This window comes from Pseudomonas sp. KK4 (assembly GCF_001984065.1).
In the GTDB taxonomy this organism is placed as follows: domain Bacteria; phylum Pseudomonadota; class Gammaproteobacteria; order Pseudomonadales; family Pseudomonadaceae; genus Aquipseudomonas.
The window spans coordinates 64626-90067 of the sequence record NZ_LYVP01000005.1; the positions used below are offsets into that span (position 1 = coordinate 64626).

The following is a 25442-nucleotide window of genomic DNA, read 5'->3' on the forward strand; positions in this document are numbered from 1 at the left end:
TTGTCTGGTGCATTAAAGATTTGCCCGCTAGATTCATGACGATCACTGATCAAGGTTTCAAAATGGCTACCGAGCGCGACACCCAGGACACCTGCGACGACCTGCTGCTGGACAACCAGGCCTGCTTCGCCCTGCATTCCACTTCGCTGATGATGACGAAGGTCTACAAGCCTTTGCTGCAGGAGTTGGGCCTGACTTATCCACAGTACCTGGCAATGATGGTGCTGTGGGAACAGGACGGTTTGACCGTAGGGGAAATCAGCGCTCGACTGCTGACCGATCCCGGCTCACTCACGCCGCTGCTCAAGCGCCTGGAGGCCGAGGGCTTGCTCAGCCGCACCCGCAGCCGCGAAGACGAGCGGGTGGTGATCGTCGAACTCACCGAACAGGGCCGAAGCCTGCGGGACAAGGCACGCACTATCCCCCAGTGCATCCTCGGCGCCAGTGGCATGACCCTGGAGCGGCTGAACAAACTGCAGGCTGAACTGCAAGCGCTGCGTCGGCACCTGCAAGACAGCCTTTGATCTAGAGAACACCTCACATCCAATGTGGGAGCGGGCTTGCTCGCGAAAACGGTGTGTCATTCAGCATGGCTGGTGACTGAACCACCGCTTTCGCGAGCAAGCCCGCTCCCACATTTTGCTTTGCGGCGTTCTGAAAATCGGTGCACAGCCGCTCTATCTCAATGCTTTCAGCCAAACTCGGTTAACCGGGCATGAGTTAATCTCAAACTTTTTTGAAAATTTATCTTGCGCACTAAACATTAGCGCGATACATTCATCTCGCACTTACTTAGCGCGCAAACATTTAGCGCAGATCAATCAAACCCGAACGAGGCTTTCACCATGCAAACTCTCTACACCGCAATCGCAACTTCCACCGGTGGCCGTGACGGTCGTGCGATTTCCAGTGACAACATTCTCGACGTCAAACTCGCCACCCCGAAAGAACTCGGCGGCGCTGGCGGTGCGGCGACCAACCCTGAGCAACTGTTCGCAGCCGGCTACTCCGCCTGCTTCATCGGCGCTCTGAAATTCGTCGCCAGCCAGACCAAGCGCACCATCCCGAACGATGCTTCGATCACCGCCCATGTCGGCATCGGCCAGATCCCTGGCGGCTTCGGTCTGGACATCGACCTGCACATCAGCCTGCCAGGCCTTGAACAAGCCGACGCCCAATCGCTGGTCGACGCCGCCCACCAGGTATGCCCGTACTCCAACGCCACCCGTGGCAACGTCGACGTACGTCTGCACGTAACCGTGTAACCGCCGCTGCCCATCCAGGCTCGAACAGGAAAATGAACATGAACACTTTCAGCAAAATCTTGACCGGTACCCTTCTCGCTCTGTCTGTCCACAGCGCATTTGCAGGCGACGTTGAACACAACACTCAGGCATTCCTTGATGTGTTGAACGCCGGCACCGGCAAGCCGATTGAGCAGCTGACACCCAAAGATGCCCGCGCCGTGCTGTCGGGTGCGCAATCGGGGGTCAAGCTGACGCTGCCTAAAGCGGATGTCAGCGAGAAGACCATCCAGGTCGACGGCCAGCCGCTGACGCTGACCATCGTCCGGCCAGCCGGGGTCAAGGGCGAGCTGCCAGTGTTCATGTACTTCCACGGCGGCGGCTGGGTGCTGGGGGATTTCCCGACCCACGAACGACTGGTGCGTGATCTGGTGGCGGGTTCAGGTGCGGCGGCGGTGTTCGTCAACTACACCCCTTCACCGGAAGCGCACTACCCGGTTGCCATCAACCAGGCGTACGCCGCGACGAAGTGGGTGGCCGAACACGGCAAAGAGATCAATGTCGACAGCAAGCGCCTGGCCGTGGCCGGCAACAGCGTCGGCGGCAACATGGCGGCCGTGGTCGCACTGATGGCCAAAGACAAGGGCACCCCGGCGATCAAGTTCCAGGTCCTGCTGTGGCCGGTGACCGATGCCAACTTCGATACCGGTTCCTACAACCAGTTTGCCGAGGGACACTTCCTGACCCGCAACATGATGAAGTGGTTCTGGGACAACTACACCACCGACGCCAAGCAACGCAACGAGATCTATGCCTCGCCGTTGCGGGCAACCCCTGCGCAACTCAAGGGTCTGCCGCCGGCGCTGGTGCAGACGGCAGGCGCCGACGTATTGCGCGATGAAGGTGAAGCCTACGCCCGCAAACTGGACGAGGCCGGCGTACCGGTGACTGCAGTTCGCTACAACGGCATGATCCACGACTACGGTTTGCTCAACGTGGTAAGTCAGGTGCCTGAAGTTCGCTCTGCAATGTTGCAGGCGTCCGAAGAGCTGAAACAGCACCTGAAGAAATAACACCACCCAACTGTAGGAGCACGGCTTGCCTGCGACAGTGGCATCGAGCACACCATCGCCGGCAAGGCATGTTCCTACAGAACAGGCACAAAAAAGCCCGACTCAATGGTCGGGCTTTTTCATTCCTCAAGCAGTGCTTATTTGGCACGGCCTTTGTAGGAACCGCCTTCGCGGGTATCGATCTCGATCATGTCGCCGATTTCGATGAAGTCAGCAACCGACAGCTCGGTACCGTTCTTCAGTTTGGCAGGCTTCATGACCTTGCCGGAAGTGTCGCCGCGAGCGGAACCTTCGGTGTAGTCAACCTGACGCACGATGGTGGTCGGCAGCTCTACGGAAACCAGGCGGCCTTCGAAGAACACGGCTTCGCAGACGTCGGTCATGCCTTCTTCGATGAACGGCAGAACGCTTTCGATGTCTTCGGCGTTCAGCTCGTACATGGTGTAGTCAGTGGTGTCCATGAACGTGTAGGAGTCGCCGCTGATGAAGGACAGGGTCGCTTCTTTGCGGTCGAGGATCACGTCGTCCAACTTGTCGTCGGCGCTGTATACGGTTTCGGTCTTGTAACCGGTCAGCAGGTTCTTCAGCTTGGTCTTCATGATCGCGCTGTTACGGCCCGACTTGGTGAATTCAGCTTTCTGAACCAGCCAAGGATCGTTGTCGATACGGATCACGGTACCGGGTTTGAGTTCTTTACCAGTTTTCATTGCGAATATCCGAATTTGGATGGGATTTACAAAAATCTAGGCCGCGTATCATATCCAATTTACATAAAACCTTACCAGCGCCGCGGCGAGATCGGCCTGGGAGGCCTGCTCCAGACACCATGCTTGGGCGTGTTTTTGCAGCTGCGGCCAGTGTTTGCGGGTCGATTGCCAGTGGTCGGTCATATCTTCGCCGGCGTTCCACGCCCGCCAAAGCCCCCCGAGCGCCTCCCGCGCAGGCGCTGAGAGACCTTCCAGATACAACTCGAGGAAGGCCTCGAGCTTGTCCAGGTGGACGTCTTCTTCCTGTTGATAAATGTGCCAGAGCATCGGCCTGGCCGCCCACTGGGCACGCACAAACGAATCCTCGCCGCGCACGGCATTGAAATCGCAACTCCACAGCAACAGGTCATATTGATCCTGTCGGACGAACGGCAGCACTTGCACGGTCAGAGCATCGCGAATATGCACGGCCCCCGCCGCCAGTCCGTCCACCCCGAGCCATTGCTCGACATCGCCGAGAATCCGCCCTTCCGGGACCAACAGATGCGTGGCCGTCGAGTCGCTGGCCAAGGCGTCCAGCCAACTGGCCAGCCCGGCATTTTCATAGGCAAACAGTGAAATGAGCTGGGCACCCGACGCGCGATCGACCCCCAGGCCTTGCAGGAATGTCCGTTGCGCCGCGGGATCCTGCTGAAATGCCTGACGCCGTTGCAGCAAACCCTGCTCGCGCAACAAGCCACCCGTGCCTGTGCGAAAACCCGGAAAGAAGAAAAACTTCTGCACATGTTTGTACTTGACGGAAGGCAAGCCGTGGCAGCCGACCACCCATTCCTCGGCGCTCAGGTAATCGAGGTTCATCCACAGCGGCGGCTTCGCGCGCTCGGCCATGGCGTCCATGTAGGCGCTCGGCAATTGGCAGGCAAAGGCTGCGATCACCACATCCGCGGCTTCAACCGGTTGCCATTGCGTGGCCCAGTGGCGCACCTCCACGCCCTGTTGCACTTGCTGCGCAGCATGGGTGTCGATCTGCGGGCACAGGCGCTCGAAAGCGCGCAGGTCATCGACCCACAGCCGCACCGCCGCGCCATGCTCGGCCACCAGTTGCCGGGCCAGGCGCCAGGTCACGCCAATGTCGCCAAAGTTGTCGACCACGGTGCAGAAAATGTCCCAGCGGGTGTTCAGTTCAGGCATTGCAGGCTCCCGTTGGCAAAGGCTGCGATTGTCCGCATAAATTACCCCGCGCAGAAGAGCCGACGACGATTAATCTTCATGCGACAATCGCTTTCGCCCGCGACCCACCGCCAGGAGGCAGCCATGCCCTATCGCCCCAACCCGCGCCGTCCATTGCCGATCCAGCTCAATGCCTTGCACCTGACCGCCAGCATCGCCCTGGGTCTGTGGCTGGGGTTCATTGCCATCGCGCTGACCTGCTGGCTCGCCGCCAGGCTGTTTTTCAGCGAGCAACTGGCGCCCGTCGCACAGGCGGTGGAGCAACTGGCGAAGCCGCCGGTGGTGGCGCAACCCGTACCGGATATCCCGCCGCAGAGCCCGATCTTCGAGCAGTACGAAGAGAACCTGCGCAAGAACGAGCAGGCTCAACGACTCGATCAGGCGCGCAGCAGCAACCGTAATCTATCGAATGCCAAATGCCAGTTCTGGCTGCAACAGGACCAGACTGCACCCAGCGAAAAAAGCCGCGCCAACGTCCTGCAATTCTGCGATTGATCATGAACAAGCAAACCGTCCACCAACTGATTCTCGACAAGCTGCGCATCGACCTCGACATCGCCGAGCGCGCGGCGCAAACCGCTTACGAAACCGCGACCCACGAAGAAAACATCGCCGAAAACAAGTACGACACCCTGGGGCTGGAGGCCTCCTATCTCGCGGCCGGGCAGGCCAGACGGGTCGAGGAGATTCGTCAGTCCCTGGCGCTTTGCCAGAATCTGGCATTGCGGCCGTATGACGATAAACGGGGTATTGAAGTGGGCGCCCTGCTGGGCCTGGAAGATGAAAAGGGTCGCGAGCAATGGCTGTTTCTGGCTCCCGATGCGGCGGGCCTGAAAGTGGATCTGGTGGGGCAGATCATTACCGTCATCACCCCGCGCTCACCGCTGGGCAAAAGCCTGTTGGGCAAGTTCGAGGGCGACGAGGTGGAGATTCTGGTGGCGGGCGCTCGGCAACAGTTCGCTGTCACCGAGGTGGTCTAGAAGGATCAGTGAACCGGCAGCTCGACGCCGTCGAACAGCTCTTCCAGTTCCTGCTTGTTGTGGCACTGGATGGCCTTGGCCATGACTTCCCGGGTCAGGTGCGGGGCGAACTTTTCGATGAAGTCGCACATGAAGCCACGCAGGAAGGTCCCACGACGAAAACCGATCTTGGTGATGCTGGACTCGAACAGGTCGCTGGCATCGAGCATCACCAGGTCGCTGTCGAGTTTGGCGTCGACCGCCATTTTCGCCACGATGCCCACGCCCAGGCCCAGGCGAACGTAAGTCTTGATCACGTCGGCGTCGGCGGCGGTGAACACCACTTTGGGTGTCAGGCCACGATGGCTGAAGGCTTCGTCGAGTTTGGAGCGGCCGGTGAAACCGAACACGTAGGTGACGATCGGGTACTCGGCCAGGGCCTCGAGGGTCAGCTTCGACAGTTTGGTCAGCGGATGGCCCTGGGGCACGACCACACAGCGGTTCCAGCGGTAGCACGGCATCATCACCAGGTCGCCGAACAATTCCAGCGCTTCAGTGGCAATGGCGAAATCCACGGTGCCGTCGGCAGCCATCTCGGCGATCTGCATCGGCGAGCCCTGATGCATGTGCAAAGCAACGTCGGGGTACTGCTTGATGAAATTGCTGATCACCGGCGGCAACGCGTAACGCGCCTGGGTGTGGGTGGTGGCGATCGACAGGGTGCCTTTCTTTTCGTTGGAGAATTCCTGGGCGATCTGCTTGATGCTTTCGACCTTGCGCAGGATCTCGCCGGCGGTGGTGATGATGCGCTCGCCGGCCGGGGTGACGCGGGTCAGGTGCTTGCCGCTGCGGGCGAACACCTCGACGCCCAGTTCGTCTTCCAGCAGGCGGATCTGTTTACTGATGCCCGGTTGCGAGGTGTAGAGGCTTTGGGCTGTAGCGGAGACGTTGAGGTCGTGGTGCGCCACTTCCCAGATGTAGCGCAATTGTTGAAGCTTCATATGAATCCCTCAAAGCAGATAGACGCCACGGGCATCAGCGACGGTATATAACTATATTAATGGCTTGAAGAATAAATCTAGAACTTTTTTATCAGATTGCCACTATTCGCGCTCTAGCGATCCCCCTGGCGACGACGTTGCACCAGCGGCACCAGATAAACCGGCACCTTCGACAGTTGCAACACACGCGCTGCGGTCCGGCCCAACGGCGTTTCCGCACCAGCACCATGGCTGTGACTACCTACGATCAGCAAATCCACGGAGAGTTTCTGCGCCTGGTCGAGAATCACCTGCGACGGGTCGCCCTGCAGCACCCGCACCGCCTGAATTCGCGCCAGGTCATGCTCGCCCTCCTCACCCAATTCCTCCCGAAAGCTGTCCAGCACCCGTTGCTCGATATTGGCGATCACCGTACTCAGGCCCTGACTGTGGAATTCGTTCAGCGCCTGCTCATCCAGATAACTCTGCAACACCGATTCGGCAAACAACCCCATGGGTTCGACCGCGTGCACCACGTACAAATTGGCATTGAAGGTGCGGGCCAGTTCCAGGGCGTGTTGCATCACCACGGGGGCGTACAGGCCGAGGTCAGTGGCATACAGCATCGAGCGAATCATATGACCTCCTTGAATGCCAACATGGCGGAGATTGATTCAGCTTAGCAGTGCGTTGGGGAGTGCGACGTCCGGCGCAACCCGTTGATCGGCGGGCTTAAACCTTTTGCTCGTTGCTTATGCCATGGGGAACATGCCCGGTGGCGACCACTTCCCGGGCCAACTCGCAATGGCCGGCCTGGTCGTCGAAAAACACATCGGCGGCGAAGGCTTCGAGGAACGCCGACTTGGTCAGGCCACCGAGAAACAGCGACTCGTCCAGGCGGATGTCCCACTCGCGCAAGGTGCGGATCACTCGCTCGTGGGCCGGTGCCGAACGGGCGGTCACCAGGGCGGTGCGAATCGGGCACGCGTCATCGGGGAATTCGCGCTGCAACAGGTTGAGTGCCGCGAGGAAGCCCTTGAACGGGCCGCCGCGCAAGGGCTCACGGGCCGCTTCGCGCTCGCTTGCCTGGAATGCCTCCAGGCCGCCGGCCTGATACACGCGTTCGGACTCGTCGGAAAACAGCACCGCATCGCCGTCGAACGCGATGCGCAGTTCATCGCTGGCGGCGCGGCTGGCGCCCCCGGACAGAATGGTTGCTGCGGCAAAACCGGCATCCAGCGCACTGCGCACGTCTTCAGCGTGAGTCGACAGGAACAGGTCGCAGCCAAAGGCCTTGAGATAGGGGTAAGGGCTGCGCCCGCCGACGAACGCCGCCCGGGAAATCGCCAGCCCATAATGATGAATCGAATTGAACACCCGCAGACCGGTGTCGGCGCTGTTGCGCGACACCAGGATCACCTCGACCCGGGCGCGACCCAGGTGGGTGTTGAGGTTGAGCAGTTTTTGCACCAGGGGAAAAGCATCGCCGGGTTCGAGGATTTCGTCTTCGTGTTCGATCTGATATTGCCGATAGGCCTCCACGCCACTCGACAGGTAGACCTTGTGGCTCGCGCTCAAGTCGAACAGCGCCCGCGACGAAATCGCCAGCACCAATTTGTCGTCGATGGTCTTTGCCATGCCCTTCCCCCTCAGGTAGATCGACTCAGCGATTGCGTCGATCGATAAAAGCCAGACTGCGATACAAGGCGTCGATCCGCGGCAGTTCGCAACCGGCGGCCTTCGCCGCTGCCAGCGGTCGGGCGTAGATGGCCTCCAGTTCCAGCGGCCGCTTGTGCAGATGATCGTGGTACATGCTCGGCCAGTAGTCGGGCATTCTCTCGGTCATCATGAACAACTGTTCGGCGTAACCCGCCGGCACCTCGTGACCACAGGCGATGGCGCCCTGGACCACTTCGGCCATCAGGGCCTTGATCAGCTCGCGGCTGTCGGTATCGGCCATCAACGGCGTAGTGCTCGCCCCCAACAGGACCGACAGACCGTTGTAAGGGACATTCCAGACCAGTTTTTGCCAGCGTGCCTGATGCAGGTTGGCCATGGCCTGGGAGTCGATACCGGCGCTACGGAACAGGCCAACGCCTTCTTCGACAATCGCCGTGCGCATGTTTTCATCAAGTGCCGGCCCGCTGTGGTAGCCGACGTGCACCGCGCCCAAGGCCTGGTGAGTGATGACCCCTGGCGCCTCGCGATGGACGCAGATGTAGCAGAGTCCGCCGAGTACATGCAGTGAATCAGGCAGCAACTGGCGCAAGCTGTCCTCGACGTCCAGGCCGTTCTGCAACAGCAGCACCTTGGCATCGGGCGCCGCGGCCTGAAGGATGACCGGTGCCAGGTCGGCGTTACTGGAGGTTTTCGCCCCGACCAGCAGCCAGTCGCAGGGCGGCATGTCTTCGGCCGCCGAATAGGCCTGTACCGGGTGCAACGACAGTGCACCATGGGGTGCGCTGCGAACCTGCAGCCCACGTTCGGCCACCGCGGAAAATTCACTGCGCAGCAGAAAATGCACGTCGAAACCGGCACGCGCCAGCATCGCTCCGTAGAAACCGCCGATTGCACCGGTCCCGATAATGCCGATTGTCGGCTTGGCAACTGCGCCCATCATGGCAACTCCTCTGCTGTTCGACTCAGCGCCTGACGGATCGCCCGATTGAGCTCGGGCGCGGTCAGGCGCGAATGCAATGCCCCAAAGAACTCACCGTCGCGCACCACAAACAGCGCCGGCAAATGAAAGACCTGATAACGCTCGACCACCCCGCCGTTGTTCCCGGCGTCGATCCAGCACAGCCGATCGACCGCCAGATTCATCGTCGGCAGCTGCTCACGGGCGAAACGGCAACTGGAGCAGCCGACGCTGGTGAAGATCACCAGCGACACGCCGCTCATGGTCAGCAGCCGTTGGTCGGCGTCGAAATCGGTCAGCTGCGATTCGACCACTATACTGGGGGAAACAATGTCAGATGGCCGACACATGGAGTCCGTGTTCATGGGACGATTCATTCCTCATCCTGACGATGTACCCGTGGAATTGACCCTGCTCAAACCGGAGTGTATTTCCCGGCAACAGCTGCACACTATCAGCCTCGGGGGCATGGCTTGCAATTATCACCGCGCCTGGCGTCATGGCACGGCACTGGAAGTGCGCATGCCGTCGCTCAATCCCGACATGCGCTTTCTGGGCTACGTTGCCTGGTGCCTGCGGCGCAAACATGGCTACCTGGTGGGCATCGCCTTCGTCGATGAGCAAACGCTGTTCAGTGCCCGCATGGGCGAACAGGTGTGCCAGATCGAGCGTTATTGCCGCCAGCACGATGTGCATGATGACCTTCAGGAAATCCAGGCAATGGCGCTGGAATGGGTCCGGCAACATGCCGACGAGTTTTCCCACGAATCGGTACGCAAGGCATTTGCCCAGCCCGTGCTGGAGTAGCAATGGGCGTCCGGCAGCCTCCCGGGGTGCAAAACTCATGGCCAATGCCCCTTAAACCGCTGTCTGCCCATTGTCGAGCCACGGTGTAACGCGCTAAGGTTCGGCTCCCCGACGCGCTTAATTTGCTGTGCTCCGCCGCGCGGGTTCGCTGGCGGCCGGCACCCGTGACCTGACGAGTAAACGATGGCTGATTTACCGATCAACGACCTAAACGTCGCTTCCAACGAGACGCTGATCACCCCCGATCAGCTCAAGCGTGACATCCCGCTGAGCGATGCCGCCCTGCGCACCGTCACCAAGGGTCGCGAAGTCATTCGCAACATTCTTGATGGCACCGACCACCGTCTGTTCGTGGTCATCGGGCCTTGCTCGATCCACGACATCAAGGCCGCCCACGAATACGCCGAACGCCTGAAGGTGCTCGCCGCAGAAGTGTCCGATACCTTGTATCTGGTGATGCGCGTGTATTTCGAGAAGCCACGCACCACGGTCGGCTGGAAAGGCCTGATCAACGATCCGTACCTGGACGACTCGTTCAAGATCCAGGATGGCCTGCACATCGGTCGTCAGTTGCTGCTGGACCTGGCCGAAATGGGCCTGCCCACCGCCACTGAAGCCCTCGACCCGATCTCCCCGCAGTATCTGCAGGACCTGATCAGCTGGTCGGCCATCGGCGCGCGCACCACCGAATCCCAGACCCACCGGGAAATGGCTTCGGGCCTGTCCTCGGCCGTGGGTTTCAAGAACGGCACCGACGGCGGCCTGACCGTGGCCATCAACGCCCTGCAATCGGTTTCCAGCCCGCACCGCTTCCTGGGGATCAACCAGGAAGGTGGCGTATCGATCGTGACCACCAAGGGCAACGCCTACGGCCACGTGGTACTGCGCGGCGGCAACGGCAAGCCGAACTACGATTCGGTCAGCGTCGCGCTGTGCGAGCAGGCCCTGAACAAAGCGAAGATCAAACCGAACATCATGGTCGATTGCAGCCACGCCAACTCCAACAAGGACCCGGCCCTGCAGCCGCTGGTGATGGAAAACGTCGCCAACCAGATCCTGGAAGGCAACCAGTCGATCATCGGCCTGATGGTCGAAAGCCACCTGAACTGGGGCTGCCAGGCGATCCCGAAAGACCTCGCCGACCTGCAATACGGCGTGTCGATCACCGATGCCTGCATCGACTGGACCGCCACCGAGACCACCTTGCGCAGCATGCATGCCAAGCTCAAGGACGTTCTGCCCAAGCGCGAGCGCACCTGATCGTCGCCTGACGCAAAAAACGCAGGCAAAAAAACGCCGGGTTGATCCCGGCGTTTTTTTATGTGTCCGTTTTACTGAAGGTCACTGGCTCAGCTTGGCCGCATGCCGCTGGTGACGCTCCATGTAGCGCTCGACATAGGAGCACGATGGAATGACCGTGTAGCCCATTTCCTCGGCGTATTGCAGCGCCTGCTCGGTCAGTGCGGCAGCAATGCCTCGACCGCGCAATGCGTTAGGCACGAACGTGCGGTAGATATCCAGGGTCTGTTTCCCCAGATCCATATAAGTCAGGTAGGCACGATGACCGTCCACATTGGTCTCGAACTGATGACCAGCCTGGTCATGGTGGATGGACAACGCCTCGCTCATCACTACTCCTCGCGGGTCTTGAATTCCGACCCCTACCTTACCGATGTTTTTCCGGCGAAGGAACATCTACGCCACCCCGTGCCTGAATGGACACCGAGAAGAACTGCACCGATCTCGCGCAACCGAGCACGTACAAATAGTAGGCATCATTGGCAGAAATGCTCAAGATGCGCTCGTCATCATGCCGGTTGGCCAGTGCAGCTCCGGGTTACGCAGGAATGGCTCGACCAGAGGTCCCCCTGAGGTCGATCGCCCGAACATTGCCGGATGTTGGGATTTAAGACGAGCGCCCGTGTTTAAAGTCACCAGAACATGGAGAAAGATATGAGAGGCGACGCGCAAAATCCGAACAAAAGTGTAGACGAAACCATCTAGACACACTTTAGCCAACACCTGAAAAACAGCTGTTTGCGTGGGGAACTTTTCCGTGCCAACTCGCTCATCTCGGGCCTCGCAGCTGGATATTTTTTAATCACCTCAGTTAAAAGTTGCTCGAAAAAGAATCAACGCCTACAATTTTTTTTGCTTCTTGCTTTACGTCAGTTTACTTACGACAAGTAATGGGTAGTATGTACGCCGGCTATTTCCTCAATCGGAGGAGAAAGCCACTTAATAGAAAGTCCTTGAAGGGGAACACGATGAACAACGTTCTGAAATTCTCTGCTCTGGCTCTGGCCGCAGTTCTGGCTACCGGTTGCAGCAGCGCATCGAAAGAAACCGAAGCACGTCTGACTGCTACTGAAGACGCAGCTGCTCGCTCCCAGGCTCGTGCAGACGAAGCATACCGTAAAGCTGATGAAGCTCTGGCTGCTGCTCAAAAAGCACAACAGACTGCTGACGAAGCTAACGAGCGCGCTCTGCGTATGCTGGACAAAGCTAGCCGCAAGTAATAATCCCTCGGGATTGTTATCAAGCCGACCCATTCTTGGGTCGGCTTTTTTATTGCCCTGTGTTTTTTTTCAACGGGTTACTGCATTGGGTCGATCGGCGCACTCGACACCATCGGAGCGGTGGAATTGGGTACCGCGATTTCCACTGGCAGGCCGTCTTCTGCAGCGACCACGTCACGCACCACATCCCAGTTCATGCGCAGGTTGTTGGTGATGTCTTCACGCTTGAGCATCGCGTTGATCACCGCCGTGTGCTTGTCGACCACCGATGGGTTGCCGTTGTCGTCCAGTGGCGTGTGCGCCTCCAGGTAGACCTTGCCGCCACTCACGCCGAACTTGTAAGGGTCGTTGATGATACGCACCGAAGTGCCGACCGGCACCATGCTGGCCATTTCCAGCACGTTGTTGTTGAACATGCGGAAGCAACCGTGGCTGGTGCGCATGCCGATGCCGAACTTCTTGTTCGAACCGTGAATCAGGTAGCCCGGTGTGCCCAGGGTGAACTTGAACGGCCCCAGCGGGTTATCCGGACCTGCCGGCACTACGTTGGGCAATGGATCGCCATCAGCGGCGTGCTCGGCCTTGATCGAGGCGGGCGGTGTCCAGGTCGGGTTCGGCACTTTACCGGTGATGGTGGTGTGGGCAATTGGCGAGCCCCAGCCTTCGCGACCGATACCCAGCGGGAAGGTGTACACCACGTTCTTGCCTTTGGGGTAGTAGTAGAGGCGGTACTCGGCCAGGTTGATGACGATGCCTTCACGCGGGCCCGGCGGCAGGATGAAACGCGTCGGCAGCACGATCTCGGTACCGGCGCCGGGCAACCAGGCATCGACGCCCGGGTTGGCCGCGACCATTTCGGAGTAGCCCAGATCGTAGGTGGTGCCAAGGTCAGCGAAGGTATCTTCGTACTTGGCCTTGATCACTTGCACCTGGCCGACGATGTCTTCACCAGGCGGTGGCAGGGGCAGCTCCAATGCTGCAACGGGACCTGCTACACAGAGGGCGGCAAGTGTCAGGCAGCGGGTGACGGCAGGAAAGCGCGGCAACATCCGGAAAGTCCTTCGCATGATCAACAGAGTATAAGAACGCGATTGTACACCGCCGCCCGTTATTTCGGGGAGCGCGCCGATAGCTTGCTATCGAGGCGTCAGAGCTCGAACCGCAGCTCCGGCCAGATCGGCGAAGTACCCCGCTTTTGCGATTCCAGAATGGCTCGGCACAGCGAACACAGGCGATGGTCCTGGAACACTCGCCGGTCCACGCTCGACCAGCGCGGCTGCGCCGGCAACAGGCTGCCACACAAAGTCCGGTCCGCAGAACCACCCAGCTCCAGCTGGCGGGTCACCAGATGAACCCGCACTTCCTGGCAGGCGAACAGATCCAGCTGTTCGTCAGGCTCGATCAGTTGGTAGGAAAAGAGTGACCAGGCGGGACGCGGCATCGGGGGCTCCAAATCGGGGGCGCCACATTAGCCGAAAGCACGCGTCTGGAAAAGTGTCATAACAGCGGTTTCAAGGTTGGCCAGACATTTTCCAGCAACTTGTTCTGGGCCCCGGCCGCCGGGTGTATGCCATCGGCCTGCATCAGGTCGGGATGACCACCCACGCCGTCGAGGAAAAACGGCACCAGCGGGATGTTTTTCTCGCTGGCCACATGGCTGAACACCTCGGCGAACGCCTTGGTGTAACGCACACCATAATTGGGTGGCAGTTGCATGCCGAGCAACAGCACCTTGGCGCCACTGGCACGGGAACTGTCGATCATTGAAGAAAGATTCTGTTGCAATTGCGTCGGCAGCAAGCCGCGCAGCCCGTCGTTGCCACCCAGCTCAAGGATGACCAGCTCCGGCTTATGCTCTGCAAGCAGCGCCGGCAGCCGCGCCTGGCCTCCGGCACTGGTGTCGCCACTGATGGAAGCGTTGACCACTTTATCGTCAAAACCTTCGCGCTTGAGCCGTTGCTCGAGCAACGACACCCACCCCAGCCGGGTATCCAGTCCGAAACCGGCGCTGATACTATCGCCAACGATCAGGACGGTACCCGCCGCTGCGTTCTGGGCCATGCACATCAAGGCCAGGCCAGCACTCAAAAACCACACACGCATCGGATTCTCCATGGGCGCAAGCATTCTCACCGCGAAGAACCTTAGCAAAGTGGTTCCCAGCACGGAAGGTGAACTGACCATCCTGCACGAACTCAGCCTGGAACTGAACAAGGGCGACAGCCTGGCCATCGTCGGCGCCTCGGGTTCCGGCAAATCCACCCTCCTGGGCCTGCTCGCCGGCCTCGACCTGCCGAGCAGCGGTGAAGTCATCCTTGCCGGCCAGAGCCTGAGCAAGCTTGACGAGGACCAGCGAGCGCGCATCCGCGCCGAGCATGTGGGTTTCGTCTTTCAATCGTTTCAGCTGCTCGACAGCCTCAATGCCCTGGAAAACGTCATGCTGCCCCTGGAGCTCGACGGTCGCAAGGACGCCCGTGAACGCGCCACCGAGCTGTTGCAACGGGTTGGCCTCGGCCAACGCCTGACCCACTCGCCGCGCCAGCTCTCCGGTGGTGAACAGCAGCGTGTGGCCATTGCCCGGGCGTTCGCCGCCGAACCCGATGTGCTGTTCGCCGATGAACCGACCGGCAACCTCGACAGCCACACCGGCGAGCGCATCAGCGATCTGCTGTTCGAACTGAACAAGGAGCGCGGCACGACCCTGGTGCTGGTGACCCACGATGAACGCCTGGCGCATCGCTGCCGGCGCCTGATCCGTCTTGAAGCCGGCCTGTTGGTCGCCCCTCTGGAGCCTTGATGGCACGCCTGCCGCTGTTGCGCCTGTTCAGTCTCGCCATCCGCCAATTGCTGCGCGACGCCCGCGCCGGTGAATTGCGCGTGTTGTTCTTCGCCGTGCTGGTGGCTGTGGCGGCGAGTACCGCCATCGGTTACTTCGGCGCCCGCCTGAATGGCGCCATGATGCTGCGCGCCACCGAGTTCCTGGGCGCCGACCTGCTGCTCGAAGGCAGTTCGCCGGCCCGCCCCGAGCAGATAAAAAGTGGCACCGAACTGGGCCTCGAACACGCGCAGATAGTGGAGTTTTCCAGTGTCATCGCCACCGACAATGGCATCCAGTTGTCCAGCATCAAGGCCGCCGACAGCGCCTACCCATTGCGCGGCGAACTGAAAAGCGCGCCCGCCCCCTTCGCACCGGAGACGGCCGGTGGCGGACCCAAGCCCGGCGAAGCCTGGGTCGAAGCCCGCCTGCTGACCGCCCTCGACCTGAAGATTGGCGACAGTATCGACGTCGGCATGAAGACGCTGACCCTGGCGCGGGTGCTGACTTACGAACCCGACCGCGCCGGCAACTTCTACAGCCTGACGCCACGGGTCCTCATCAATCTCGACGACCTTGCCGCCACGGGTGTCGTGCAACCCGGCAGCCGGGTCAGTTACCGCGAGCTCTGGCGCGGCAATGCATCGGCCCTGGAAACCTATCGCCAGTTGATCAAGCCAGGCCTTGAGGCCAACCAACGCATCCAGGATGCCCGCGACGGCAACCGCCAGATTGGCGGCGCCTTGGGCAAGGCTGAGCGCTATCTGAACATGGCGAGCCTGGTGGCGGTGTTGCTGGCCGGTGTGGCCGTGGCCCTGTCGGCGACGCGTTTTGCCACGCGCCGCTTCGATGCCAGCGCGCTGTTGCGCTGCCTTGGCTTGTCGCGCCGGGAAACCATGGTGCTGTTCACCCTGCAATTGGCGGTGCTAGGCCTGCTGGCCAGTATCAGCGGGGCTGTAGTCGGCTGGCTGGCGCAACTGGGGTTGTTCGCCTTGCTGCATGATTTGCTGCCCAGCGACGTGCCGCCAGGTGGCCTGTTCCCGGCCATCGCCGGCATCGGCACCGGGTTGGTGGCCTTGGCCGGTTTTGCCCTTCCCCCCCTGGCGGCATTGGGTCGGGTGCCGCCTCTGCGGGTCTTGCGTCGGGACATGTTGCCGATTCCCTCCAGCACCTGGATGGTCTACGGCGCAGCGCTGGCCGCCCTTGGGCTGATCATGTGGCGCTTGAGCCTGGACCTGGTACTGACGTTCGCATTGCTCGGCGGTGGCGTGGTCGCGGCGCTGGTACTGGGTGGCTTGCTTCTGTTGTTACTGAAAAGCCTGCGCCGCATGCTGGCCCGTGCTCCCCTGCCGTGGCGCCTGGGCTTGGGTCAACTGCTGCGGCATCCACTGGCGGCCGCCGGACAATCCCTGGCATTCGGTCTGATCCTTTTGTCCATGGCGCTGATCGCGCTGTTGCGCGGCGAGTTGCTGGACACCTGGCAAAACCAGTTGCCGAAAAACGCCCCGAACTATTTCGCCCTGAACATCCTGCCAGCGGACAAACAGGCCTTTACCGATCGCCTGATCTCGCTCTCGGCGCAATCGGCGCCGCTATACCCGGTGGTGCCGGGCCGACTGATCAGCATCAATGGCGAACCGGTGCAGCAGATCGTCAGCAAGGATTCGGCCGGTGACCGGGCGATCCAGCGTGACTTGAGCCTGACATGGGCAGCGGACCTGCCGGCAGGCAATAAAATCACTGCCGGCCAATGGTGGTCCGCGCAGCCGTCCGATGAGATTCCCGGCGTGTCGGTGGAAGGCAAGGTTGCAGAGAGCCTGAAACTCAAACTCGGCGATCACCTGGTGTTTACCGTCGGCGGGGCCAATCGCGAAGCCAGGGTCACCAGCCTGCGCGAGATCAACTGGGACAATTTTCAACCCAACTTCTTCATGATCTTCCAGCCCGGCACCCTGAAGGATCTTCCGGCGACTTACCTGACCAGCTTCTATCTGGCGGCGGGTCATGATCAACAGATCGTCGAACTGTCTCGCAGCTTCCCCGCGGTGACCATCCTGCAAGTCGAAGCCTTGCTGGCACAACTGCGCAGCATCCTCGCCCAGGTCACCCTGGCGGTGGAGTATGTGCTGTTGTTTGTCCTGGCGGCGGGAATGGCGGTGCTGTTTTCCGGTTTGCAGGCGACACTCGATGAGCGCATTCGCCAGGGCGCGCTGTTGCGGGCGCTGGGCGCGGAGCGGCAATTGCTGGTCAAGGCGCGGCGGATCGAGTTTGGATTGCTGGGCGCAGTCAGCGGTTTGCTGGCGGCGCTGGGCTCGGAAGTTGTGAGCCTGGTGCTCTACCGTTACGCGTTCGATCTGCCCTGGCATCCGCATCCATGGCTGTTGGTGCTGCCACTGATCGGTGCTGTGCTGATTGGGGGGGCAGGTGTATTCGGCACTCGTCGAGCGCTGAACGCGAGCCCTCTGACCGTTCTGCGAGAAGGCTGAACGCTCATCATCCGCGCCAATCCCATGGAGGTGAGGCGCGGATGGCCGCGGTCCAAAAAAACTACTTTTTTTCGTACAGTATTTCGTTGATCCACCACAACACCTCCCCGTTCGGGGTCTGGACGAGGGCCTCGTCGCCCACTTCCTTTTTCAACAGCGCGCGAGCCATGGGCGAATCGATGGAGATATAGTCATTGCGACCGTAGATTTCGTCGTAACCCACGATTCTGAACTTCTTGATTTCGCCGGATTCGTTCTCAATCTCGACCCAGGCCCCAAAAAAGACTTTGCCTTCCTGCTCGGGCGAATAGACGACGACTCGTACATCCTCAAGACGTTTGCGCAGGTAGCGAACCCGCCGGTCGATTTCCCGCAGCAGCTTCTTGTTGTACTGATAGTCGGCATTTTCACTGCGATCACCCAAGGATGCCGCCCAGGTCACTTTGCGCGTGGTGTCCGGGCGTTTCTCTCGCCATAGATAGTCGAGCTCTTGCTTCAGAGCGTCATGACCTTCCTTTGTGATGATGTTCGTACTCAAGACAGAATGCTCACTGACAATGACCCCGGCTGACGATACATCAATTGCTCCGGATCGAAGCAACGTTCGAGATGGCGTTTGCACTGAAGACGCCTTTCGCAGCCCGCTGACGATCGCTGCCCGCCAATGCAAACGCGCCGTTTATACGCAGGAAACGTTGGCGTGGCAACGCAGCCTCCTGACGTGATCCAACCAAACGACTTGACACTTGAGACACTCGGTCTAATATCAAGATCCAACCAGAGCCTGCCTGATAAAAATTTTTTGTTTATTTTAAGACGATCAGTCTAATAGAGGAAACAGCGATGTTCAGTGCCATCCTGATTGAAAAAGACGACACCGGTAACCGCACGCACATCACCCGCCTCGACGAATCACAGCTCCCACCCGGCGACGTCACCGTGCGCGTGGCCTGCAGCACCCTCAACTATAAAGATGCCCTGGCCATAACGGGCAAAGGACCGGTGGTGCGCAAGTTTCCAATGGTGCCGGGGATCGACTTTGCAGGCACCGTGGAGCACAGCAGCCATCCTGACTTCAACGTCGGCGACGCCGTGTTGCTCAATGGATGGGGTGTGGGTGAAGCCCATTGGGGCGGTCTGTCGCAGATGGCTCGCGTGGATGGCAACTGGCTGATTCCCTTGCCCAAAGGCTTCACCGCGCAGCAAGCCATGGCCATCGGCACCGCCGGTTATACCGCGATGCTCTCGGTGTTGGCCCTGGAGCGCAATGGCGTCACGCCGGACAAGGGTGAAATACTGGTCACAGGTGCCAATGGCGGGGTTGGCAGTTTTTCCATCGCCCTGCTCGCCGGCCTGGGCTACACCGTGGTGGCCTCTACCGGGCGCATCGAAGAAACGGACTACCTGAAAAAACTCGGCGCATCAGAAATCATTGATCGCGCCCAATTCAGTGAGCCCGGCCGCCCGCTGGCCAAGGAGCGCTGGGCAGGTGCCATCGACTCGGTGGGCAGTCACACCCTGGCCAATGTCTGCGCAAGCACTCAATACGGGGGGACGGTCGCCGCCTGCGGCCTTGCTCAGGGCATGGATTTTCCTGCCAGTGTTGCCCCTTTCATTTTGCGCGGTGTGACACTGGTGGGAATCGACAGCGTGATGCGCCCTCGCACCGACCGACTGAACGCCTGGGATCGCCTGGCCCGGGACCTCGATCTGTCCATCCTCAATGACATCACCCGGGAAATCGAGTTGAGCGAAGTCGTGCAAACTGCGCAACGGCTGTTGGCCGGAGAGGTGCGTGGGCGGGTGGTGGTTAACGTAAATAGTTGATCCGCGACGCAGGTGTCAGGGCACAGAGCAGCTCTTGTGCCCTGTTCCTCAGCGCCGGGTAATCAGCCCTTGGCGAGCGACACGGGTCAGCTGCCTGATGACCTCAGGCGCGTCTTCGGCGCTGGGGGACTGAATCACTGCCAGATCAAAACTGTCGCTGGCAAATCGGGCCAGGGATTCGCCGTCTTCGACAAACTGAATCAGGAAGGCTGCCGGACCACCCGTGCGACGTGGCCAGCCGTCCAGATAACGCAGGAGCGTCGGCTGATGGTTGCCGCCAAGCAGGATTTTTGGATTGCGCTGGGTCAGATGTGCCGTGATCGGCGCGGGACGTACAACGGGGCTTAGTGCATTCATCGTGTCGTGTCTCTGCCTCAAAAGTCTGCATGGCAGGTGAGAGGCAACACCGAACCAGCGCTTTAGCGGTATTTCGAAGCCCGACTCTGGCTTCTGTCGGCGACTGAATGAGTCACCTGGCGCCCCGCAAGTAGCTGTTTAAATCGGCGCATGAGCAGCATCCTAGAGAAGCTGACCGGACAGTGTCAAGAATGACGCACAACAAAAAACACTCGCACAATCAGACCGCTTCAAACCCCAGCGGCCTTGATCATGGCTGCGTCTCAAATGAAAAATGCCCGTATCTTGCGATACGGGCATTTTCTGTCACCGATCAGCAGACCCCACAGGATCAGTGACGCTTGTGACCTTTGGCCAGGTTGTTGCCTACGCCGCCGCCCAATGCACCGCCCAGGCCAGCACCGATGGTGGAACCGGTCTTGCCACCCAGGCTGTTACCGATCACCGAACCACCAGCGGCGCCCACGCCACCACCGATTGCAGCGCTGGTACGGTGGCCCTTCTTGGCGGCGACGGCACTGCCTGCTGCACCGGCCACACCTGCACCGATCGCTGCACCGGTGCTGCCGCCCATGCTCTGGCCCACAACGTTACCCAGCGCGCCACCCAAACCGCCACCCACGGCAGCAGTGCCGTCGCCAGCCATTGCACCTTGAGCGACCAGAAGACCCAGAACCAAAGCAGGCAGTGTGAAACGCATGACAAAAACCTCAAAAAATAAGATGAAGATCAGAAGGGCCGAGATTGAAAGCTTTAGAGGAAACAAAGTCCAGACATGCGCGCACACAACCTCGTCATTGGCGACGGTTGGACAGCATTTATGGAAAAGGTTTTATGACAGGCAAAAAAAAGCCCGCTGGGGAACGGGCAGGGTGTTGCTTCTAACGGATGAGTTGAGCCTACGTAGCTGCTCGTGAAAACTTTGTGAAAAAAATCCCGCTTAAACATTCGTTCATACATTGCACCTGCACCGACTGAACAGGCACAAAAAACCCCGTTCACTGACGGGGTTCAGGGATGCAACTGTGTTTATTTCCTGACCGGAGCCGCCACTTTGGGGAGAAACTTTCCTTTCAGCACGCGCCCCGCCTTGCTCTTGATCTTGTGAACTTCAGTCTGGTCTTCACCGAAACCGGCCACGTACGCAGTCTGCCCACACTGCACGAAATTGTTGATCGGAAACTCTGCACCGTCGTCTTCGATGTACGGATCAGCCATCTCTTCACCCCTTCATCAAAAGCGGGATCGACACCGGCAAGCCCATTTGCCCGAACTATATCGACCACCAAGGACTTTCAGACTAGCCGGTCACGACTGGACTTGTAATTCAGATTCCCGTACCGCCGACGAATGGCCCTTCACCCATCATCGCAACTTTACGGCCGTTCCTGTCACAAAGACCACAACCATTCCACCCTTGCCCGCCGGCATGCTGATCTCGAAATCTAGCCCCACCACTGCATCGGCCTGCAACGCCCTCGCCCGCTCCTTTATTTCATCCGTGGCCTGGACCCGCGCCTCCTTCAAGGCTCGTTCAAGCGTCTGCGACCGACCACCGAAGAAATCCCGCATGCCGGCGAACAGGTCGCGGATGACGTTGACGCCCTGTACCGATTCGGCGCTGACGATGTCCAGGTAAGCAGTGATCTGCCGCCCTTCGACAGCTTGGGTCGTGGTGATGATCATTGGTTTTCCTTATTGCCGAGAAAGTGAGCCGGCGCTTCGAACGCCGCCGTGCATTGCCCTGTCAAAAATAAACCACCAGAAAACACAAAACCCCTGGCTTCTTCCGAAACCAGGGGTTCTGTTTACATCGAATGTGGCGGTGAAGGAGAGATTCGAACTCTCGATACAGTTTCCTGTATACACACTTTCCAGGCGTGCTCCTTAAGCCACTCGGACACTTCACCGTATCTCTTCAAACATGTTCTGTCTGTCGAGGCGCGCTAATGTAGTCGAAAGCTTTTCTATTGGCAAACATTTTTTCAGAATTTTCATGCGCTTAAGGCAATTAGTCGTTTCCTGTGGGTCAGGCGATGGCAAACCGGCCAATCTCTGGTTCAACGTCCACATCTATACAGAGGCCAAGGCACCGTCGGCGTGGCCGGCCACGCTTTGCGGGTGGGGAAAGGGTGACTGTCGGGTCAGTCATGGCGCTTTACCTGGCCGATGGCGGTGGGTAACGTCTGCCCATCTTTATTGAAAGGAATAGCGTCATGAGTGAGTTGATTGCCTACCACCTCGAAGACGGTATCGCGACCCTGACCCTGTGCAATGGCAAGGTCAACGCCATCTCTCCAGATGTGATTGCCGCCTTCAACGCCGCACTGGACCAGGCCGTGGCCGACCGTGCGGTGGTGATCATCACCGGTCAACCAGGGATTCTCTCCGGTGGTTACGACCTGAAGGTGATGACCTCCGGCCCCAAGGAGGCCGTTGCCCTTGTCACCTCCGGCTCGACGCTGGCCCGTCGCCTGCTGTCGCATCCTTTCCCGGTGATTGTCGCTTGCCCGGGCCATGCGGTGGCCAAGGGCGCGTTCCTGCTGCTTTCGGCGGACTATCGCATCGGTGTCGACGGCGCGTTCAGCATTGGCCTGAACGAGGTGCAGATCGGCATGACCATGCACCACGCCGGTATCGAACTGGCCCGCGATCGCCTGGCCAAGTCGGCGTTTCACCGTTCGGTGATCAACGGTGAGATGTTCAACCCCAAGAGTGCCGTGGAGGCCGGCTTCCTCGACCAGGTGGTGTCGGCCCAAGAGCTGCAAGGCGCGGCACTGGCGGCGGCGCGTCAGTTGAAGAAGATCAACATGACCGCCCACAAGAACACCAAGTTGAAAGTCCGCAAAGCGCTGCTGGACACCCTGGACCACGCAATCATTCTGGATCAGGAGCACATGGGCTGAGCCCCGGATCCGGAACATGAAAAGCCCGACCGTCGTGTCGGGCTTTTTCATACGCACCCTGTGGAAAACTCCGCAACCGCTCTAGAACGCGTCTGACCCCTCAGTCGGAAACATATGCTTAAACATCGGCTATCTCCCGCCTGTTTAGTGACAATTGCTGAAAACAGTGCACATCCGTACACTGCGCCACCTTTTGTCCCGGTGGGGCCTGCAAATGCTGTTTGCTTTACGTATGTCATTGATGGGCCTGCACTTTATTGTGGCGGGTGTGCTGGGCGTGCTGCTCGGCCTGTGCCGCCCGTTCAATCCGGATAACAGTCGCCTGTGCGCCCGTCTGTATGCCTGGCCGGCAATGTGCATTCTGCGGTTGCGGGTCAAAGCCGACGTCGGACCATTGATGGATAAACCTGACAGTTGCGTGATCATTGCCAACCACCAATCCAACTACGATTTGTTTGTATTCGGTAACGTGGTCCCACGCCGTACCGTGTGCATCGGCAAGAAAAGCCTTAAATGGGTACCGTTGTTCGGTCAGTTGTTCTGGCTGGCCGGCAATGTGTTGATCGATCGCGGCAATGCGCAGAAGGCGCGCCAATCGATGCTGACCACCACCGATACCCTTCAGAACCAGGACACTTCGATCTGGGTCTTCCCCGAGGGCACGCGCAACCTGGGTGAAGAATTGTTGCCGTTCAAAAAAGGCGCGTTCCAGATGGCCATCGCGGCCGGGGTGCCGATCGTGCCGGTGTGCGTCAGCAGTTACGTCAAGCACATGCGATTGAACCGCTGGCGCAGTGGGAAAATTCTCATCCGTTCGCTGCCTGCCATACCGACTGCCGGCATGAGTCTGGATGACATGCCTTTGCTGATCGCCCAGTGCCAGCAGCAGATGCGCGAATGCATCGAGTCGATGGACCGGCAACTGCAAGCCGCCTGACCATGAAACCCGCCCCGTGCGGGTTTTCTTTTGCCCACGTCTTTTTCCGGCGAACTATGCAAATTCTGCCGACTCTCAAACAGCAGACGAGGCTAAGCTACACACTGCCTGCCCCCTCTTTGTTAACGAACACCTGCCAATAAGAAGCGAACCACCATCATGGGTAGAGTTGTTGCTGCTGCGGTTTACAGCGCTGGTAAGAAGATCACCAATATCACACTCGACGAAGGCGCGGCCTGGGCTGCAAAGCCCGGGCACTTTGTCTGGATCGGTCTGGAAGAACCTAACGCCGAGGAACTCTACAACCTGCAGCGCCAGTTCAATCTGCACGAGCTGGCCATTGAAGACGCGCTGGAAAAACACAGCCGCCCCAAACTTGAAACCTTCGGCGATGCGCTGTTCATCGTCACCTATTCCCCCATTCGGGAAGACGGCAAGCTCAAGTTCATCGAAACCCATATTTTTGCCGGCAACGGCTACATCATTACTGCGCGCAACGGTCATTCGGCGTCCTACGCCTATGTCCGACAGCGCTGTGAGCAACGTCCGCTACTGCTGGAGCACGGGGAAGATTTCGTCCTCTATGCCATCCTCGATTTCGTGATCGAAAACTACCAGCCCATGGGCGAAGCGATCCATGCCGAGATTGATGAGCTCGAACGCAATGTCATGTGCAGCTCGCTGAACGAGCGCGATATCCAGAACCTTCACGCCCTGCGTCGCGACGTGTTGCGTCTGCGCCGTTACGCCGCGCCAATGGTAGAAATTGGCGAAGAACTGCAGAAGCTGAGCTTTCCGTTCATCGACAAGAACATGCGCCCGTACTTCCGTGACGTACAGATTCATGTCACACGGCAACTGGAAGATTTGACGACCCTGGCGGACATTGCCAGCCAGACCATCGAAGTCGGGGTGTTGCTGGAAGCCTCGCGCCAGAGTGTGGTGCAGCGCAAGTTTGCCGCATGGGCGGCGATCCTGGCGTTTCCGACGGCGGTGGCGGGGATTTACGGGATGAATTTCCAGAACATGCCAGAGCTGAGCTGGCATTACGGGTATTTCGCCGTGCTGGGGTTCATTACGGTGGGGTGTGTGGGGTTGTGGGCAAGCTTCAAGCGATCGGGCTGGTTGTAACCGAAGATCAACACCTTCGCGGGCAAGCCTCGCTCCTACAGGTGACTGTGTTTCCCGTAGGAGCTTGCCCGCGAAGCGTCTGATTTTAAACCGCCTGAACGTCCGGCTTGTGCGCCACAAACCGCATCATCCACTCCGCCACCGTAGTGCCGTGGTGCTCACTGTCCAGGCTGGCAATCCCTTTCGAATAAATCTGCTCACCCAACACCTGCTGACGAATATCCAGCAATGCCCGGGAGTAGTCATGAATGAACTCCGGATGCCCCTGGAAGCACAGCACCTGATCGTTGATGTGGTACGCGGCGAACGGGCAGAAATCGCTGGAGGCGATGACCGTGGCGTTTTCCGGCAGTGATGTCACCTGGTCCTGGTGGCTGATCAACAGCGTCAGTTCTTCGCGCACCGGGCTCATCCACGGTGCCTTGGCGGCCAGCTTGTAATTGTGGGTGCCGACACCCCAGCCCTGGGGCGCGCGTTCGCTCTTGCCGCCGAGCAACAACGCCAGCAACTGATGGCCGAAGCACACGCCCAGCAGTTTGTCGCCGCGCTCGTAGCGCTTGAGCAAATACGCCTTGAGGGTCTGGATCCACGGGTCGGTCCCGAAGGAATCGGCCTTGCTGCCGGTGACCAGGTAGGCGTCGAAGGTCAGGTCGTCGCTGGGATAGTCGCCCTGGACGACGTTGTAGATGGTGAATTCAGCGGCAATGGGTTGCTGCGAAAACAGGCGCTTGAACATCTGCCCGTAGCCCTGATATTGGTCGACCAATTCCGGACGCAGGTTGTCGGTTTCCAGAATGCAGATGCGTAACGACATAAAAAATACCTG

General features: G+C 59.5%; 31 protein-coding genes and 1 tRNA gene. 14 read left to right on the forward strand and 18 right to left on the reverse strand.

The features are described from left to right. Positions 1 to 62: 62 nt before the first annotated feature. The 3 genes from B0W55_RS03355 to B0W55_RS03365 all read left to right on the forward strand — a co-directional run bounded on the left by B0W55_RS03355 (position 63) and on the right by B0W55_RS03365 (position 2317). The gene (locus B0W55_RS03355) at positions 63 to 524 is read left to right on the forward strand and encodes a MarR family winged helix-turn-helix transcriptional regulator (RefSeq protein WP_077044683.1); all 462 of its coding nucleotides are present in this window, start codon (positions 63 to 65) and stop codon (positions 522 to 524) included. Positions 525 to 845: 321 nt separating this feature from the next. Continuing rightward, the gene (locus tag B0W55_RS03360; protein ID WP_077044611.1) at positions 846 to 1265 is read left to right on the forward strand and encodes an organic hydroperoxide resistance protein; all 420 of its coding nucleotides are present in this window, start codon (positions 846 to 848) and stop codon (positions 1263 to 1265) included. Positions 1266 to 1303: 38 nt separating this feature from the next. Next, entirely contained in the window at positions 1304 to 2317 is a 1014-nt protein-coding gene (locus B0W55_RS03365) for an alpha/beta hydrolase (protein ID WP_077044612.1), read from the forward strand. Between the two features lie 137 nt (positions 2318 to 2454). Here the strand turns inward: B0W55_RS03365 and efp are convergent, their stop codons facing one another. Further along, the gene (gene efp, locus B0W55_RS03370) at positions 2455 to 3024 is read right to left on the reverse strand and encodes an elongation factor P (protein ID WP_008057003.1); all 570 of its coding nucleotides are present in this window, start codon (positions 3022 to 3024) and stop codon (positions 2455 to 2457) included. 48 nt (positions 3025 to 3072) lie between these two features. After that, a complete protein-coding gene (earP, locus tag B0W55_RS03375; protein ID WP_077044613.1) occupies positions 3073 to 4215 on the reverse strand; it encodes an elongation factor P maturation arginine rhamnosyltransferase EarP in 1143 nt (380 codons plus the stop codon). 123 nt (positions 4216 to 4338) lie between these two features. On the opposite strand from earP, the gene B0W55_RS03380 reads away from it, so the two are divergent. Further along, on the forward strand, positions 4339 to 4749 hold the full coding sequence (locus B0W55_RS03380; RefSeq protein ID WP_077044614.1) for a hypothetical protein: 411 nt from the start codon (positions 4339 to 4341) through the stop codon (positions 4747 to 4749). 2 nt (positions 4750 to 4751) lie between these two features. Then, on the forward strand, positions 4752 to 5234 hold the full coding sequence (locus B0W55_RS03385; protein ID WP_077044615.1) for a GreA/GreB family elongation factor: 483 nt from the start codon (positions 4752 to 4754) through the stop codon (positions 5232 to 5234). Between the two features lie 5 nt (positions 5235 to 5239). Here the strand turns inward: B0W55_RS03385 and cysB are convergent, their stop codons facing one another. The 5 genes from cysB to B0W55_RS03410 all read right to left on the reverse strand — a co-directional run bounded on the left by cysB (position 5240) and on the right by B0W55_RS03410 (position 9196). After that, on the reverse strand, positions 5240 to 6214 hold the full coding sequence (cysB, locus tag B0W55_RS03390; protein WP_008148549.1) for an HTH-type transcriptional regulator CysB: 975 nt from the start codon (positions 6212 to 6214) through the stop codon (positions 5240 to 5242). 113 nt (positions 6215 to 6327) lie between these two features. Beyond that, positions 6328 to 6831 (reverse strand): universal stress protein, encoded by a 504-nt coding sequence (locus B0W55_RS03395; RefSeq protein ID WP_077044616.1) that lies wholly within the window; start codon positions 6829 to 6831, stop codon positions 6328 to 6330. 94 nt (positions 6832 to 6925) lie between these two features. Continuing rightward, entirely contained in the window at positions 6926 to 7831 is a 906-nt protein-coding gene (locus B0W55_RS03400; protein WP_077044617.1) for a 5'-nucleotidase, read from the reverse strand. Positions 7832 to 7856: 25 nt separating this feature from the next. After that, a complete protein-coding gene (locus B0W55_RS03405) occupies positions 7857 to 8813 on the reverse strand; it encodes a putative 2-dehydropantoate 2-reductase (protein ID WP_077044618.1) in 957 nt (318 codons plus the stop codon). Further along, a complete protein-coding gene (locus B0W55_RS03410; RefSeq protein WP_077044619.1) occupies positions 8810 to 9196 on the reverse strand; it encodes a co-chaperone YbbN in 387 nt (128 codons plus the stop codon). Before B0W55_RS03410 ends, B0W55_RS03405 begins: the two co-directional genes overlap by 4 nt. Here B0W55_RS03410 and B0W55_RS03415 point away from each other — a divergent pair. Both B0W55_RS03415 and B0W55_RS03420 read left to right on the forward strand, forming a co-directional pair. Next, complete coding sequence (locus tag B0W55_RS03415) at positions 9195 to 9638, forward strand: PilZ domain-containing protein (RefSeq protein ID WP_077044620.1); 444 nt, start codon at positions 9195 to 9197, stop codon at positions 9636 to 9638. The two genes, B0W55_RS03410 and B0W55_RS03415, sit on opposite strands and share 2 nt — an antisense overlap. A 183-nt stretch (positions 9639 to 9821) precedes the next feature. Beyond that, entirely contained in the window at positions 9822 to 10898 is a 1077-nt protein-coding gene (locus B0W55_RS03420; protein WP_077044621.1) for a 3-deoxy-7-phosphoheptulonate synthase, read from the forward strand. A gap of 81 nt (positions 10899 to 10979) precedes the next feature. Here the strand turns inward: B0W55_RS03420 and B0W55_RS03425 are convergent, their stop codons facing one another. After that, positions 10980 to 11267, reverse strand: coding sequence for a GNAT family N-acetyltransferase (locus tag B0W55_RS03425; RefSeq protein ID WP_020800382.1), 288 nt, complete (start codon positions 11265 to 11267; stop codon positions 10980 to 10982). Positions 11268 to 11905: 638 nt separating this feature from the next. On the opposite strand from B0W55_RS03425, the gene oprI reads away from it, so the two are divergent. Continuing rightward, entirely contained in the window at positions 11906 to 12157 is a 252-nt protein-coding gene (gene oprI / locus B0W55_RS03430) for an outer membrane lipoprotei OprI (RefSeq protein ID WP_003199355.1), read from the forward strand. 77 nt (positions 12158 to 12234) lie between these two features. On the opposite strand, the gene B0W55_RS03435 is transcribed toward oprI, so the two are convergent. The 3 genes from B0W55_RS03435 to B0W55_RS03445 form a co-directional block, all read right to left on the reverse strand. Further along, positions 12235 to 13206, reverse strand: coding sequence for a L,D-transpeptidase family protein (locus B0W55_RS03435; RefSeq protein ID WP_077044622.1), 972 nt, complete (start codon positions 13204 to 13206; stop codon positions 12235 to 12237). Between the two features lie 98 nt (positions 13207 to 13304). Beyond that, entirely contained in the window at positions 13305 to 13598 is a 294-nt protein-coding gene (locus B0W55_RS03440) for a hypothetical protein (RefSeq protein WP_077044623.1), read from the reverse strand. A 56-nt stretch (positions 13599 to 13654) separates the two neighbouring features. Beyond that, entirely contained in the window at positions 13655 to 14260 is a 606-nt protein-coding gene (locus B0W55_RS03445) for an arylesterase (protein ID WP_077044624.1), read from the reverse strand. Positions 14261 to 14270: 10 nt separating this feature from the next. On the opposite strand from B0W55_RS03445, the gene B0W55_RS03450 reads away from it, so the two are divergent. Continuing rightward, positions 14271 to 14954, forward strand: a complete 684-nt coding sequence (locus B0W55_RS03450) for an ABC transporter ATP-binding protein (RefSeq protein ID WP_077044625.1) — start codon at positions 14271 to 14273, stop codon at positions 14952 to 14954. Further along, complete coding sequence (locus B0W55_RS03455; protein ID WP_077044626.1) at positions 14954 to 17458, forward strand: ABC transporter permease; 2505 nt, start codon at positions 14954 to 14956, stop codon at positions 17456 to 17458. Before B0W55_RS03450 ends, B0W55_RS03455 begins: the two co-directional genes overlap by 1 nt. A 61-nt stretch (positions 17459 to 17519) precedes the next feature. Here B0W55_RS03455 and greB read toward each other — a convergent pair whose 3' ends face one another. Continuing rightward, the gene (greB, locus tag B0W55_RS03460; protein WP_077044627.1) at positions 17520 to 17996 is read right to left on the reverse strand and encodes a transcription elongation factor GreB; all 477 of its coding nucleotides are present in this window, start codon (positions 17994 to 17996) and stop codon (positions 17520 to 17522) included. A 305-nt stretch (positions 17997 to 18301) separates the two neighbouring features. On the opposite strand from greB, the gene B0W55_RS03465 reads away from it, so the two are divergent. Next, positions 18302 to 19285 (forward strand): MDR family oxidoreductase, encoded by a 984-nt coding sequence (locus B0W55_RS03465; protein ID WP_077044628.1) that lies wholly within the window; start codon positions 18302 to 18304, stop codon positions 19283 to 19285. Positions 19286 to 19333: 48 nt separating this feature from the next. Here the strand turns inward: B0W55_RS03465 and B0W55_RS03470 are convergent, their stop codons facing one another. The 5 genes from B0W55_RS03470 to B0W55_RS03490 form a co-directional block, all read right to left on the reverse strand. Continuing rightward, on the reverse strand, positions 19334 to 19642 hold the full coding sequence (locus B0W55_RS03470; protein WP_077044629.1) for a hypothetical protein: 309 nt from the start codon (positions 19640 to 19642) through the stop codon (positions 19334 to 19336). A gap of 331 nt (positions 19643 to 19973) precedes the next feature. Beyond that, positions 19974 to 20342: a bacteriocin gene (locus B0W55_RS03475; RefSeq protein ID WP_077044630.1), complete on the reverse strand. Its 369-nt coding sequence runs from the start codon at positions 20340 to 20342 to the stop codon at positions 19974 to 19976. A 329-nt stretch (positions 20343 to 20671) separates the two neighbouring features. Beyond that, positions 20672 to 20860, reverse strand: coding sequence for a hypothetical protein (locus B0W55_RS03480; protein WP_077044631.1), 189 nt, complete (start codon positions 20858 to 20860; stop codon positions 20672 to 20674). A gap of 147 nt (positions 20861 to 21007) precedes the next feature. Then, entirely contained in the window at positions 21008 to 21328 is a 321-nt protein-coding gene (locus tag B0W55_RS03485; RefSeq protein ID WP_077044632.1) for a YbjQ family protein, read from the reverse strand. 134 nt (positions 21329 to 21462) lie between these two features. Then, positions 21463 to 21552: transfer RNA gene (locus B0W55_RS03490), tRNA-Ser, on the reverse strand. A 306-nt stretch (positions 21553 to 21858) separates the two neighbouring features. On the opposite strand from B0W55_RS03490, the gene B0W55_RS03495 reads away from it, so the two are divergent. The 3 genes from B0W55_RS03495 to B0W55_RS03505 all read left to right on the forward strand — a co-directional run bounded on the left by B0W55_RS03495 (position 21859) and on the right by B0W55_RS03505 (position 24616). After that, positions 21859 to 22548, forward strand: a complete 690-nt coding sequence (locus tag B0W55_RS03495) for a crotonase/enoyl-CoA hydratase family protein (RefSeq protein WP_077044633.1) — start codon at positions 21859 to 21861, stop codon at positions 22546 to 22548. Positions 22549 to 22762: 214 nt separating this feature from the next. Next, positions 22763 to 23485 carry a 1-acyl-sn-glycerol-3-phosphate acyltransferase gene (locus B0W55_RS03500; RefSeq protein ID WP_077044634.1) on the forward strand — a complete coding sequence of 241 codons (723 nt, stop codon included), beginning with the start codon at positions 22763 to 22765 and terminating at the stop codon, positions 23483 to 23485. Between the two features lie 159 nt (positions 23486 to 23644). Continuing rightward, complete coding sequence (locus tag B0W55_RS03505; protein ID WP_077044635.1) at positions 23645 to 24616, forward strand: magnesium and cobalt transport protein CorA; 972 nt, start codon at positions 23645 to 23647, stop codon at positions 24614 to 24616. Between the two features lie 85 nt (positions 24617 to 24701). Here the strand turns inward: B0W55_RS03505 and B0W55_RS03510 are convergent, their stop codons facing one another. Then, a complete protein-coding gene (locus B0W55_RS03510) occupies positions 24702 to 25430 on the reverse strand; it encodes an amidotransferase (protein WP_077044636.1) in 729 nt (242 codons plus the stop codon). Positions 25431 to 25442: the final 12 nt, after the last annotated feature.